This is a genomic window from Pseudomonas sp. T1.Ur (assembly GCF_023516725.1).
GTDB lineage: Bacteria > Pseudomonadota > Gammaproteobacteria > Pseudomonadales > Pseudomonadaceae > Aquipseudomonas > Aquipseudomonas alvandae.
On sequence record NZ_JAMGSN010000001.1, the window covers coordinates 3,718,310 to 3,731,687 of the forward strand.

The following is a 13,378-nucleotide window of genomic DNA, read 5'->3' on the forward strand; positions in this document are numbered from 1 at the left end:
CACTCCCGTCCGCAGAAAATAAAAAGCCCGGCCAAAGGGCCGGGCTCTTTATAAGTGAAGACGCCGGATTAGACCAGCTTCTCCAGCTCAGGTACGGCTTCGAACAAGTCCGCGACCAGGCCGTAGTCGGCCACCTGGAAGATTGGCGCTTCTTCGTCCTTGTTGATCGCAACGATCACTTTGGAGTCTTTCATGCCGGCCAGGTGCTGGATCGCGCCGGAGATACCGACGGCGATGTACAGCTGTGGCGCAACGATCTTGCCGGTCTGGCCGACCTGCATGTCGTTGGGCACGAAGCCTGCGTCAACCGCCGCGCGGGATGCGCCAACGGCAGCGCCCAGCTTGTCGGCCAAGGCGTACAGGTGCTTGAAGTTGTCACCGTTCTGCATGCCACGGCCGCCGGAAACGACGATCTTGGCAGCGGTCAGCTCAGGACGATCGGACTTGGCCAGTTCTTCGTTGACGAAGCTGGAGATGCCGGCGTCGTGGGCGGCGCCTACGGCTTCAATGGCAGCCGAGCCACCTTCGGCGGCAACCGGGTCGAAACCGGTGGCGCGAACGGTGATGACCTTGACCGAGGCAGTCGATTGCACGGTGGCAATGGCGTTGCCGGCATAGATCGGACGCTTGAAGGTGTCGGCGCTTTCGACCGAGATGATCTCGGAGATCTGGTCGACGTCCAGTGCGGCGGCGACGCGTGGCAGGATGTTCTTTCCGTTGGAAGTCGCGGCGGCCAGGATGTGGCTGTAGCCCTTGCCCAACTCGGCTACCAATGGAGCAACGTTTTCCGGCAACTGGTGCGCGTAGGCGGCGTTGTCGGCGTTCAGGACTTTGCTCACGCCCGCGATTTTCGCAGCGGCTTCGGCAACGGCGCCAGCGCCCTGCCCGGCCACCAGGACGTGGACATCGCCACCGATTTTGGCAGCGGCAGCAACGGTGTTCAGCGTGGCCGGAGCCAGCGCTTTGTTATCGTGTTCGGCGATTACCAAGATAGTCATTTTTAGATTACCTTCGCTTCGTTTTTCAGTTTCTCGACCAGTTCAGCCACCGACTTGACCTTGATGCCCGCGCTGCGTGCAGCCGGCGCTTCGACTTTCAGGGTCTTGTTGGTGGAGGCGGTGGAAACGCCCAAAGCGTCAGGAGTCAGCACTTCAAGCGGCTTCTTCTTGGCTTTCATGATGTTTGGCAGGGACGCGTAGCGCGGCTCGTTCAAACGCAGGTCGGTGGTGACGATGGCCGGCAGTTTCAGGGAAACAGTCTGCGCGCCGCCGTCGATTTCGCGGGTCACGGCAACGCTGTCGCCGGACACTTCGACTTTCGAAGCGAAGGTGCCCTGGCCGTAGCCGCTCAACGCAGCGAGCATCTGGCCGGTCTGGTTGTTGTCGCTGTCGATGGCCTGCTTGCCGAGGATCACCAGCTGTGGCTGTTCCTTGTCGACAACAGCTTTCAACAGCTTGGCAACGGCCAGGGAGGTCAGGTCTTCGGCGGACTCGACGAGGATGGCGCGATCGGCACCCAGCGCCAGCGCAGTGCGCAGTTGCTCCTGGGCAGTGGTCGGGCCGATGGAAACGACGACGATCTCAGTCGCCACGCCTTTCTCTTTCAGGCGTACGGCTTCTTCTACGGCGATTTCGCAGAAAGGGTTCATCGACATCTTGACATTGGCGAGGTCGACGCCGGAGTTGTCCGCCTTGACGCGAACCTTGACGTTATAGTCGACCACTCGTTTGACAGCTACAAGAACCTTCATGGATTCCTCGTTACTCTCCGGTGAAAAGAAAGTCGCCCGGGCGAACCTGGCGGTTGATGATCATGGGCGCAAGGGCACCTCTAAAAACGCCGGCATGAACCACACATGACCTTGCTCACGGGAGTGAAGACCATTCGTCAGTGATGACCGATGAGTCATTCATTATCGCGGCGTGTAAACTGCGCGTCCAAACCTCGCAATTCGTCACTTTGTGCTGCCTTCGCCCTGTCTTTAGAGGTGCTCTTGAAACCAACAGTCAGCCTACGGCGAGCGCAAAACCGCCCGTATCTTGACCGGAACGCCTATTCCGGTCAATACGGCAAAATGGCCAGTCATAAGCCGTACGTCAGTGATTTATCTGGGCTGCGACGATTTCAAACAAACGTTTGTATTGGACCCTGGGAGTGGTGTAGATATAATGCGCCGCTTAGAGAGAGAGCCGCGTCTCATCCATTGTCGCTTTCGTCGCTTCGCGAAGGAAACAACGGATGCAACGCCAAACCTCCAATTAGAAAAAACTGTGAGCCTTGAGTAGGAGATAGCCTGTGGAACGCGAATACATGGAATTCGACGTGGTCATCGTCGGTGCCGGCCCCGCTGGCCTGTCTGCCGCCTGCCGACTGAAACAGAAGGCCGCCGAAGCCGGTAAGGAAATCAGCGTCTGCGTGGTCGAAAAAGGTTCCGAAGTCGGTGCGCACATCCTCTCCGGCGCGGTGTTCGAGCCCCGCGCCTTGAACGAACTGTTCCCGGACTGGAAAGAACTCGGCGCGCCATTGAACACGCCCGTTGTGCGCGATGACATTTATGTCCTGAGGAACGCCGAGGCCGCGAGCAAAATCCCTGACTTCTTTGTGCCCAAGACCATGCACAACGAAGGCAACTATATTATTTCCCTGGGCAACCTGTGCCGCTGGCTGGCCCAGCAGGCCGAGAACCTGGGCGTGGAAATCTACCCGGGCTTCGCCGCCCAGGAAGCGCTGTTCGACGAAAACGGCGTGGTTCGCGGGATCATCACCGGCGACCTGGGTGTCGACCGCGAAGGCCACCCGAAGGAAGGCCTCTATACACCTGGCATGGAATTGCGTGGCAAATACACGCTGTTCGCCGAAGGCTGCCGCGGCCACATCGGCAAGCAACTGATCAAGCGCTTCAACCTGGACAGCGACGCCGACGCCCAGCACTACGGCATCGGCCTGAAGGAAATCTGGGAAATCGATCCGGCCAAGCATCAACCAGGCCTGGTGGTCCACACCGCCGGTTGGCCGCTGGACATCATGGGCACCGAGAACACCGGCGGCTCTTTCCTTTATCACCTGGAAAACAACCAGGTGGTGGTCGGCCTGATCGTCGACTTGTCCTATAGCAACACCTTCCTGTCGCCGTTTGACGAATTCCAGCGCCTCAAGCATCACCCGGTGCTCAAGCAGTACCTCGAAGGCGGTAAGCGCGTCAGTTACGGCGCCCGCGCAATCGCCAAGGGCGGCCTGAACTCGCTGCCGAAAATGGTCTTCAAGGGCGGCGCGCTGATTGGTTGCGACCTCGGTACCCTGAACTTCGCCAAGATCAAGGGCAGCCACACCGCCATGAAGTCCGGCATGCTCGCCGCGGAGGCCGTGGCCGATCGCCTGTTCGCCGAGTCCGAAGGCGGTGATGAACTGACCGCCTACGTCGACAGCTTCAAGAACAGCTGGCTGTACGAAGAGCTGTTCGCCAGCCGCAACTTCGGTGCAGCAATCCACAAGTACGGCGCGATCGTCGGCGGCGGTTTCAACTGGCTCGACCAGAACATCTTCGGCGGCAAGATCCCGTTCACCCTGCGCGACACCACGCCGGATTACGTTTGCCTCAAGCCGGCGGCCGAATGCAAGAAGATCGACTACCCGAAACCGGACGGCAAGCTCAGCTTCGACAAACTCAGCTCGGTGTTCATCTCCGGTACCAACCACGAAGAAGAACAGCCTTGCCACCTGAAGCTGACTGACCCGAGCATCCCGATCACCAAGAACCTGCCGCTGTACGACGAACCCGCCCAGCGCTACTGCCCGGCCGGCGTGTACGAGGTGATTACCAAGGAAGACGGCGAGAAGCGCTTCCAGATCAACGCCCAGAACTGCGTTCACTGCAAGACCTGCGACATCAAGGACCCTGCACAGAACATCACCTGGGTCACGCCGGAAGGCGCTGGCGGGCCGACCTACCCGAACATGTAAGCCGACACGCTGGACATCGAGGCTCCCACAATGGGGGCCTTTTTGTTGCCTGCCATCCAAGCAGTACCACAGCCCGATGTGGGAGCGAGCTTGCTCGCGATAGCGATTCTTCATTCAATACAGATGTCGGCTGACACACCGCTATCGCGAGCAAGCTCGCTCCCACCGGGGGGGATATCAGTGGATCAAGCGACGCGCTCTTCCCCAGGATTGCGCTCGAAGTAACGCTTGTACTCCCGGCTGAACTGCGACGGACTCTGGTACCCCACCTGATGCGCGACCTGGGCCACGCCCATGCCCTCAATGAGCAGCAGCCGCTGGGCCTTGAGCAGGCGCAAGCGCTTGAGATACTGCACCGGCGACAACAATGTGCTGCGCTTGAAATGCTCATGAAAGGTCGAAGCGCTCATGTTCGCGCAACTGGCCAGCGTCTCGACGTTCAGCGGCTCGGTGAAATGCGCATGCAAATGGCTCAGGGCCACGGCAATCCGCGCGAACTGGCCTTGCTGTTCCACCAGCGCCCGCAACACATCGGCCTGGGGCCCGCGCAACGCGACGAAGAGCAATTCCCGCAGCCGCACCTGGCCCATGACCTGACACTCCAATGGATCGTGCAAGCAGCGCAACAACCGCTCGACAGCCCCACGCATGGCGTCATCGAGCACCGCGCTGGTCATCGATTCCGGTGTCTGCGGCGGCAGGTTCCGGCCGGGCATCAATCCCATGGCCAGCACCAGCTCCCCCAGCATCGCCCGATCGATCGCAACGGAAACGCCATACAGCGGAGCATTGGGCATGGCGTAGGTTTCGCATTCGAACGGCACCGGCAACGCCTGGATCAGATAATGCCCGGCGCCATATTCCATTGTGCGTGGCCCCAGGTAGGCCAGTTTGCTGCCTTGGGCAATGATCACCAGGCTCGGCTCGTAGAGCTGCGGGCCACGAGCAACATCCTGGCTGGCACGCAGCGCGTGCACGCCAGGCAGTCGCGTAGGGACGAAACCGTCACGGGTCGCCAAGGGTTCTATCAGTGAAACCAGCGTCGCGTTCGCATCGAGATGGCGGGTCAACAACATAGGCGAAAACTTCACGAAAAAAGGGATGAAACCATCATCGCAGGTCTTGCGTCACAAGAAATCAAATCCTGGCCAACGCCGGAGGATTAGGCATGACAGGCGTAGGAATCGCCATCGCCGCCTGCCGCCAGGACTCCCAAAATGGAACCCTCACCGTTCACTGCTTAGCGAGGTCCATCATGTACACAGCCATCGGATACGCCGCCCAATCGGCCACCACTCCCCTCGCCCCAATGAAATTCGAGCGTCGCAGCCCGCGCGCCGACGACGTGGCGATCGACATTCTCTACTGCGGCGTCTGTCACTCCGACATCCACCAGGCTCGCAATGAATGGGGCATCGCCGTTTACCCGTTGATGCCCGGCCATGAAATCATCGGAAAAGTCACCGCCGTCGGTGCGAATGTCACCGGCCATAAAGTCGGCGACCTGGTAGGCGTGGGCTGCATGGTCGACTCCTGCCGCCAGTGCGAAGCTTGCCGGGCTGACTTGGAGCAATACTGCCTGGAAGGCATGACCCAGACCTACGCCAGCCCGGACCGCATCAGTGGCGGCCACACCATGGGCGGCTATTCCGACAGCATCGTGGTCAGCGAGCACTTTGTACTGCGCATCCCGCAAACGCTTGACCCGGCCAGCGCCGCACCGCTGCTCTGCGCCGGTATCACCACTTACTCGCCGCTCAAGCACTACGGCGTGAAGGCCGGTGACAAGGTCGGTGTGCTGGGCATGGGCGGCCTGGGCCACATGGGCATCAAGTTCGCCAAGGCCATGGGCGCGGAAGTGACACTGTTCACCCGCTCCGCGAGCAAGGCGGAAGAAGCCCGTCGCCAGGGCGCGGACCATGTGATCGTGTCCACCGACGCCGAACAGATGGCCGCGGCGGCAGGACGTTTCAACTTCCTGCTGGACACCATTCCGGTGCAGCACGACCTCAACCCCTACCTCGACACGCTGCATTTCAACGGCGTGCACATCATCGTGGGCTTGGTCGAGCCGGTCGACCCACCGGTACACGCGGCAAAACTGATCCTGGGTCGCCGAGTGCTCGCCGGCTCGCTGATCGGCGGTATCGCAGAAACCCAGGAGATGCTGGACTTCTGCGCCGAGCACAACATCAGCTGCGACATTGAAATGCTCGACATCCGCCAGATCAACGAGGCCTACAGCCGCATGATCGCCGGGGATGTGAAATACCGCTTCGTCATCGACATGGCGACGCTCAAGGCCTGACGCTCGTCAGACCTTGGCACCCAGCTCCGCCGACAGCCGGGCTGTGACCCCTTTGACCAGGGGAATCAGCTCGGCCATCTTTTCCAGCGGCATGTACGGCACGGTGCTGGCGATGCTGATACCGGCAACGATGCGCTTGCCAGCGTCGCGGATCGGCGCCGCCACACATCGGATCGACGGTTCGTTGTCCTCCAGGTCGAAGGCATAGCCCCCCGCCACATACTCCACCATCCGTTGCTGGAACTGTTCCCAGGATTGCTCTTGATGCTGGGGCCAGAACTGATTCTTCCCACCCGCCGGCAAGCTGATTTCATACAGCCGCTTCCATTGTTCCTGGGAGTCATCAAGCATCAGCGCCTTGCCGATCCCGGTCCGCGCCAGCGGCATGCGATGGCCCACGCGCGAGCGCATTTCCGGACCGTTACGCCCCGGATTCTTCAGCAGGTACAAGACTTCGTCGCCCTCGCGAATCGCCAAGTGAACGGTGTCCCCGGTCAGCGCCGACAGCTCGTCCAGGTACGGCCCCGCCAGGCTCACCAATGGCAATTCTTCCCGGGCCTGGAAACCCAGCTCGATCAACTTCGGCCCCAGCAGGTAGCCCACTTGCGGCACCACGCGCAGGTAACGTTCGTCCACCAGGCAACTGGCCAGGCGATGGGTGGTGCTGCGGGTGGTGCCGATCAGCCGGGCGATTTCCTTCAAGTCGCGGGCACCGCTGGCGACCGCCTGGACCACGCCCAGGCCGCGCAGCAATGTCTGCGTACCGGTAGGGGCGGCATCCTTGATGATTTTTGGATCGTCTTGCTGCATAGCCGGCCTTCAACAGTGAGCGGGGAACGGGCGGCATTATGGTCGCCCGCCCCGTCGGACTACAACTCGATGCGCTCGACTTTCCCGACCAGCAGGATGTAGGACAGCGCGCCCATCAAGGCCAGCACGGCGATATAGGTGATGGCCGGGGCAAACGAGTCGCCACTGGCGAGGAAACCAATGACGATCGGCGTGGCGATGGCCGCCAGGTTACCGATGAGATTGAACACCCCGCCGGTCAAGCCGAGCAGCCGCGCCGGCGCCAGGGTCGATACCAGCGACCAGGTGATGGACGCCAGGCCATTGCCAAAGAATGCCAGGGCCAGGAATGCGATCACCAGTGGCGTCGACTCGACGAAGTTGGCGCCGATGATCGAGGTGGAAATCAGCAAGCCACCAATGATCGGCAGCTTGCGCGCGAACCCCACCGTGGCGCCGCGACGGATCAGCCAGTCGGAGAAAAACCCGGAACACAGCACGCCAATAAACGCTGCGAGGAACGGCAACGACGCCAGCAGGCCGGACTTGATGAAGTCCATGCCGCGATATTTCACCAGGTAAGTCGGGAACCACGTCAGGAAAAACCACAGCGTGGAATTGAGGCAAAACTGGCCCAGGTAAATGCCCCACAACTTGCGTTGGGTCAGGACGATGCCGAGGTCGCTCCAGTTGAATTTAGCCTTGGCCTTGGCAGTCTCGGCCTGGATATCCACCAGTCCGCCGCCCTCGCGGATCAGCTCGATCTCAGCAGCGTTGGCGCCTTTGAAATCCCGTGGCTCGCGATACACCGCGTACCAGATCACCGCCCAGAGAATGCCCACCGCGCCCGTGGCGACAAACACCATGTGCCAACCAAACGCGTGTTGCAGCCACGCCAGCACAGGCGTCAGGAATGCCAGGCCGACGAACTGCCCAGAGGTGTAGAAGCCGATGGCGGTGGCCCGTTCGCGCTCGGGAAACCAAGTCGTCACCACGCGACTGTTGATCGGGTAGGCCGGCGCTTCCAGGGCGCCGACGGCCATGCGCAGCACGAACAAGGCGATGAAACTGGCGGCGAAACCGAGCATTACCGTGGCGACCGACCATAACAGCAACGCCACGCTATAAAGGATACGCGGCGGCACCCGGTCCACCAGCCAGCCGCCGGGGATCTGCATGGCGGCATAGGTCCAGCCGAACGCCGAGAAGATCAGGCCGACGTGGATCGGATCAATGCCCAGGTCGCTGGTCAATGCGGGGGCGGCGATCGAGAGGTTACTGCGGTCCAGGTAGTTGATCACCACGGTGATGAACAGCAGGACCATGATGAAAAAACGCTTGCGGCTGGGCGTCACCAACGACGCCTGCGCGCTCAGGGTGTGCGCTTGCATGTGAGGTGCCTCTTTTTATGTTTATCGAGGACGAAGCTAATGAGCGGTCACGTCAACCACGTGGCGAGGGAGCTTGCTCCCGCGGGGCTCTGTAGGCGCTGGCGGAGCCTGCGATCTTTTGATCTTTTGATCTTTCGCTTGAGACTCAAGCGTCTGGGGTAAAGATCGCAGCCTCGCTTCGCTCGGCAGCTCCTACACAGCGCCTACAACGCAGTCGAGCGGGAGCAAGCTCCCTCGCCAACATGGAATGTGAGTTGCCTAGGCAATCACCACTCGGCAAAACTGCCATCGGCATGGCGCCAGATCGGGTTGCGCCAGCGGTGGCCGATGGCCGCTCGCTCGATGACGTATTCCTCGTTGATCTCAATGCCAAGGCCCGGGCCATTGGGGATTTTCACGAAGCCTTTGTCATAGTCGAACACCTGCGGATCCTTGATGTAATCCAGCAGGTCGTTGCTCTCGTTGTAATGGATACCCAGGCTCTGCTCCTGGATGAAAGCGTTGTAGCAAGCCGCGTCCAGTTGCAGGCACGCTGCGAGTGCGATCGGGCCCAACGGGCAGTGCAGCGCCAGCGCCACGTCGTAGGCCTCGGCCATGTTGGCGATCTTGCGGGTCTCGGTGATACCGCCGGCGTGGGACGCATCCGGCTGGATGATGTCGACGTAGCCTTCGCTGAGCACCCGCTTGAAATCCCAACGCGAGAACAACCGCTCGCCCAATGCAATCGGGGTGCTGGTCAACGGCGCCAATTCCTTGAGGGCTTCGTAGTTTTCGCTGAGCACCGGTTCTTCGATGAACATCAACTTGTAGGGGTCGAGTTCCTTCATCAGCACCTTGGCCATCGGCTTGTGCACACGGCCGTGGAAATCCACGCCAATGCCGACGTTCGGCCCGACCGCATCGCGCACCGCCGCCACGTTGGCGAGGGCGAGATCGACTTTTTCAAAGGTATCGAGGAACTGCAGCTCTTCGGTACCGTTCATCTTCACTGCGGTGAAGCCCCGCCCTACCGCCTCTTTCGCCGCCCGGGCGGTGTCCGCCGGACGGTCGCCGCCGATCCAGGAATACACACGAATCTTGTCCCGCACCTGGCCGCCCAGCAGGTCGCTGACCGACACGCCCAAGGCCTTGCCCTTGATGTCCCACAATGCCTGGTCGATACCAGCCAGGGCGCTCATGTGCACGGCGCCGCCACGGTAGAAGCCGCCGCGATAGAGCACGGTCCAGATGTCTTCGATGTTGCGTGGGTCTTTGCCGATCAGGTAATCGGACAGTTCTTCAACGGCGGCCGCCACTGTATGGGCACGGCCTTCGACAACGGGTTCGCCCCAGCCAGTCACGCCCTCGTCGGTCTCGACCTTGAGAAAGCACCAGCGCGGCGGAACGATAAACGTGGTCAGTTTGGTGATTTTCATCTTGTTGTCTCTCTTGTCAGATGCAGCGCGCGGGGCGCTGGAAAAGTCTTCAGTTCAAGGCATTCCATGCGGCCACGTAGGCCTTGGCGCGCTCCGCCACTTCATCCGCTGTCAGGCCCGGCTTGAACAGCCCGGAACCGAGGCCGAAACCCTTCACGCCGGCTTCGACGAACACCGCCATGTTGTCCGGGGTGATCCCGCCCACCGGCACCAGCACCGTCCCGGCCGGCAGCACCGCGAGCCAGGCCTTGACCACCGCCGGGCCCATTTGCTCGGCGGGGAACATCTTCAGCACATGGGCGCCTTCGGCCAGCGCGGCAAAGGCTTCGGTCGGTGTGGCAACGCCGGGAGACAGGTACAGCCCCGCCGCTTTCGCCGCCCGCAAGACGTTCGGATCGCTATGAGGCATGACGATCACTTGTCCACCCGCGGCTTTGACCTGCTCCACCTGTTCCGGCGTCAGCACGGTGCCCGCGCCGATCAGGCAATCGGTGGGCAAGGTACTGCGCAGGATGCGGATACTTTCGTACGGGTCGGGGGAATTGAGCGGCACTTCGATGACGCGAAATCCAGCGGCATAAAGGACTTCACCGATAGATGCCGCTTCCTCGGGGCGCAGGCCGCGCAGGATCGCGATCAGGCCGTTGTGCGCCAGCGCTTGTGTGAGCATGTCAGGTCTCCAGTAGGTTTAACGCGATGCGCTGGTTTCGAGCAGCCCGGCCGCCACGGCCAGTTGCCACAAACCGCGCTCGGTGGCCTGTTCGGCCAGGGTCACCCGGGCGAAACCGCAGGCGTCGAGGGCCCGCTGGTAACGGGCACACAGTTGAGCGTTGCCGATCAGCACCACGGTCGGCAGGTGAACGCTGTTGCGCCGATGACGTTGCACGGCGGCCAGGGCCGTCAGCTCATGGCCGATCAGGACGCCCGACAGATAATCGGCCTGGGCGCTCGCGCCGAGCTCGCCGGTCAGGCCCAGGCTGCGGGCGCTGAACACGGTGGACAACGGACCGATCTCCCCATCCGTCGACAGCGACACCTGCACGCCGCGATCAAAAGCCACGCCATCGAACGCCGCGCCACGCTGTTGGGTGCGGCCGAGAATGCTGTGGTCACTGAGCACGGCGAAGATCTCGCCGGTCATGAAAGTGTCGAACTGGACGATGCAGCCGTCGGTCACTTCCACCCATTTCGAATGGCTGCCCGGCAAGCCGATCAGCACCGCTTCGTTCGGCAGGCTGTGCAACGCACCGAGCACCTGGGTTTCTTCGCCGCGCATCACGTTGGGCAGCCGGGAGCGTTGGATCACTCCTGGCACGATGTGAACATCGACACCACGAAGGCTCCGAATGACTTGTAGGGAATGTCCGAGATTGGCGACGTTTGCCGGTGTGTCGCAGTAAGGCGCTTCCCGCCAACCTTGGGCGCTGCCCACCATGCCGCAGGCAATGACGGGCAAGCCTGGCTGCGCATCCAGCCAGTCGCCGCAGGCTTCATCGAAGGCCAGCTCAAAACCATCGGTGCAGACCTGGCCGGCCACGGTTCGCGGCCCGGACGGCAACTGCATGATCCCCGACGACAGCGAACGCTGTTCGAGCACCTCGCCTCCCGCGGCAAGTTTGTAAGCCCGTAATGAGGTGGTCCCCCAATCGAGCGCGATCAATTGCGCCTGCATCCGCTTCACCTGTTTTGTTTATTGGGCAGTGAGTGAGGCGGACTATAAACCCGGGGGCAGCAGAATCTCAATATATAAATATCACTCCCATATATTGGGATTTTGTAATAACCGCAAAACCATCGCCATCCAGCCAAGACCCTGCTACGTTTTCTGACCGGACGCCAAACAACTCAGGGAAAAAAAGTGATGGAACAACCGCTGAAAATCCTCGGACGCACTTCCTCGATCAACGTCAGAAAAGTCTTGTGGACTTGCCAGGAACTGGACATCGGCTATGAGCGCGAAGACTGGGGCATCGGTTTTGCCTCGACCCACGACCCGGCGTTCCTGGCGCTCAACCCCAACGCCCAGGTGCCGGTGATCATCGATGAGAACGGCGTGCTCTGGGAGTCGAACACCATTTGCCGCTACCTGGTAGGCAAGTACGGGCGCGAGGATCTGCTACCCGTCGAACCTGCCGCACGGGCGCGTGTAGAGCAGTGGATGGATTGGCAAGCCACCGAGCTCAACCCGTCGTGGGGCGATGCGTTTTACGGACTGGTGCGCAAGCACCCGGATTTCCAGGATCCACAACTCATCGCCGCCGGCGTCAAACGCTGGAACGACAAGATGGGCTTGCTGGAACAACAGCTGAACCACACCGGCGCTTACGTGGCCGGCGCGGACTTTTCCCTGGCGGACGTGCTCATCGGCCTGTCCGCACATCGCTGGCGCCAGACGCCCATGGAGCGTCCGGATTACCCGGCAGTGGCCGCTTATTGCAAGCGGCTCGAACAGCGGCCAGGGTTTGCCGAGTACGCGTCCGGCGCGTACTCATGAACCTCAGTTGCCGTTAGCAAAGTCCCGGAGCACCTTGCCATCCATGCGGTAGCGCACCCACTCTTCCTGGGGTTGCGCGCCGAGGGACTTATAGAAGTCGATGGCCGGGGTGTTCCAGTCCAGTACGCTCCACTCGAAGCGACCGCAATCGTTGTCGCAGGCGATCTTCGCCAGATGCCGCAACAGCGTCTTGCCCGCTCCGCCACCGCGCTGTTCAGGTGTGATGTACAAGTCTTCGAGGTACAGGCAATTGCTGCCCAGCCAGGTGGAATAGCTGAAGAAAAACACCGCGAAACCGATCGGCACGCCATCGCGCAGGCAGATCAAGCCGTGGGCGGTCGCGCCTTCGCTGAACAGGCTGCGCTCAATGTCCGCAACGCTGGCGATGACTTCGTGACGGGCTTTTTCGTAATCGGCAAGCTCGGTGATGAACGCAAGGATTTGCGGCGCATCGCTGGGTTGCGCGGGACGGATCTCGATGGACATGTACAGGCCTTGTCGCCAATTGAAAGCGCCATACTAAGCCGCCCGGCGGCGCTCGTCACATCTTCTGCAGACAAACGTCCACAGCGCCGTTCGTCGCCCCTCAGGCACCAACCCCGCTCCAGCGCGGCCAAAAATCTGGCAAGCATTCCAAAAAATGGAGGCGACACCATGATCAATTCAAGGCTGACAGCATTCACCTTCGCGGCATTGTTGTCCTCGGCGGCATTCGCGGCCACGACCTCGGGGACCGGGCCGACCGACCCGGTTCAGGCACCGAACTCGCCCGCCACCCAAGGCTTGCCCAAATTGAACACCGACGGCACCGGCGGCACCTTGAACAATGGCCAGCCACCTGCGACGGGCACCGATCCACGGGTCCAGGGTAACGACACGGGGCGTCAGGGCGGCATGAACACCCCCGACTCCAACGCCCCCGACAACGCCGAGACCGGTGTGGGTTCGAAAACCACGACCGGAGGCTCGGGCTCTGAAGGTGGCGCCGCCAGCCAGTAGGCCTACCCGGACACTGAGGAGG

The 13,378-nt window shown here is 61.4% G+C and carries 13 protein-coding genes; 4 read left to right on the top strand and 9 right to left on the bottom strand.

Annotated features, from left to right (window positions below; translation table 11 throughout):
- Positions 1-68: 68 nt before the first annotated feature.
- Positions 69-998: an electron transfer flavoprotein subunit alpha/FixB family protein gene (locus M8Q45_RS16485; RefSeq protein WP_198797952.1), complete on the bottom strand. Its 930-nt coding sequence runs from the start codon at positions 996-998 to the stop codon at positions 69-71.
- A 2-nt stretch (positions 999-1,000) separates the two neighbouring features.
- Positions 1,001-1,750 (bottom strand): electron transfer flavoprotein subunit beta/FixA family protein, encoded by a 750-nt coding sequence (locus tag M8Q45_RS16490; protein WP_007908338.1) that lies wholly within the window; start codon positions 1,748-1,750, stop codon positions 1,001-1,003.
- Between the two features lie 545 nt (positions 1,751-2,295).
- Between M8Q45_RS16490 and M8Q45_RS16495 the strand changes: the two genes are divergently transcribed.
- The gene (locus tag M8Q45_RS16495; RefSeq protein ID WP_249875619.1) at positions 2,296-3,960 is read left to right on the top strand and encodes an electron transfer flavoprotein-ubiquinone oxidoreductase; all 1,665 of its coding nucleotides are present in this window, start codon (positions 2,296-2,298) and stop codon (positions 3,958-3,960) included.
- Positions 3,961-4,145: 185 nt separating this feature from the next.
- On the opposite strand, the gene M8Q45_RS16500 is transcribed toward M8Q45_RS16495, so the two are convergent.
- On the bottom strand, positions 4,146-5,036 hold the full coding sequence (locus M8Q45_RS16500) for an AraC family transcriptional regulator (RefSeq protein ID WP_249875620.1): 891 nt from the start codon (positions 5,034-5,036) through the stop codon (positions 4,146-4,148).
- Between the two features lie 179 nt (positions 5,037-5,215).
- Here M8Q45_RS16500 and M8Q45_RS16505 point away from each other — a divergent pair, with 179 nt between their 5' ends.
- Positions 5,216-6,268 (top strand): NAD(P)-dependent alcohol dehydrogenase, encoded by a 1,053-nt coding sequence (locus M8Q45_RS16505; RefSeq protein WP_249875621.1) that lies wholly within the window; start codon positions 5,216-5,218, stop codon positions 6,266-6,268.
- 6 nt (positions 6,269-6,274) lie between these two features.
- Here the strand turns inward: M8Q45_RS16505 and M8Q45_RS16510 are convergent, their stop codons facing one another.
- The 5 genes from M8Q45_RS16510 to M8Q45_RS16530 all read right to left on the bottom strand — a co-directional run bounded on the left by M8Q45_RS16510 (position 6,275) and on the right by M8Q45_RS16530 (position 11,535).
- Complete coding sequence (locus M8Q45_RS16510) at positions 6,275-7,078, bottom strand: IclR family transcriptional regulator (RefSeq protein WP_198797949.1); 804 nt, start codon at positions 7,076-7,078, stop codon at positions 6,275-6,277.
- Between the two features lie 59 nt (positions 7,079-7,137).
- Positions 7,138-8,448 carry an MFS transporter gene (locus M8Q45_RS16515; RefSeq protein WP_249875622.1) on the bottom strand — a complete coding sequence of 437 codons (1,311 nt, stop codon included), beginning with the start codon at positions 8,446-8,448 and terminating at the stop codon, positions 7,138-7,140.
- Positions 8,449-8,714: 266 nt separating this feature from the next.
- On the bottom strand, positions 8,715-9,863 hold the full coding sequence (dgoD, locus tag M8Q45_RS16520) for a galactonate dehydratase (protein ID WP_030137731.1): 1,149 nt from the start codon (positions 9,861-9,863) through the stop codon (positions 8,715-8,717).
- A 49-nt stretch (positions 9,864-9,912) separates the two neighbouring features.
- Positions 9,913-10,533: a 2-dehydro-3-deoxy-6-phosphogalactonate aldolase gene (locus tag M8Q45_RS16525; RefSeq protein WP_249875623.1), complete on the bottom strand. Its 621-nt coding sequence runs from the start codon at positions 10,531-10,533 to the stop codon at positions 9,913-9,915.
- A gap of 18 nt (positions 10,534-10,551) precedes the next feature.
- Positions 10,552-11,535 carry a 2-dehydro-3-deoxygalactonokinase gene (locus M8Q45_RS16530; protein WP_249875624.1) on the bottom strand — a complete coding sequence of 328 codons (984 nt, stop codon included), beginning with the start codon at positions 11,533-11,535 and terminating at the stop codon, positions 10,552-10,554.
- Between the two features lie 189 nt (positions 11,536-11,724).
- Between M8Q45_RS16530 and M8Q45_RS16535 the strand changes: the two genes are divergently transcribed.
- Positions 11,725-12,357 carry a glutathione S-transferase family protein gene (locus tag M8Q45_RS16535; RefSeq protein ID WP_249875625.1) on the top strand — a complete coding sequence of 211 codons (633 nt, stop codon included), beginning with the start codon at positions 11,725-11,727 and terminating at the stop codon, positions 12,355-12,357.
- Positions 12,358-12,360: 3 nt separating this feature from the next.
- Here M8Q45_RS16535 and M8Q45_RS16540 read toward each other — a convergent pair whose 3' ends face one another.
- A complete protein-coding gene (locus M8Q45_RS16540) occupies positions 12,361-12,843 on the bottom strand; it encodes a GNAT family N-acetyltransferase (RefSeq protein ID WP_030137727.1) in 483 nt (160 codons plus the stop codon).
- Positions 12,844-13,011: 168 nt separating this feature from the next.
- Here M8Q45_RS16540 and M8Q45_RS16545 point away from each other — a divergent pair, with 168 nt between their 5' ends.
- On the top strand, positions 13,012-13,356 hold the full coding sequence (locus M8Q45_RS16545) for a hypothetical protein (protein WP_249875626.1): 345 nt from the start codon (positions 13,012-13,014) through the stop codon (positions 13,354-13,356).
- The last annotated feature ends 22 nt before the right edge of the window (positions 13,357-13,378 follow it).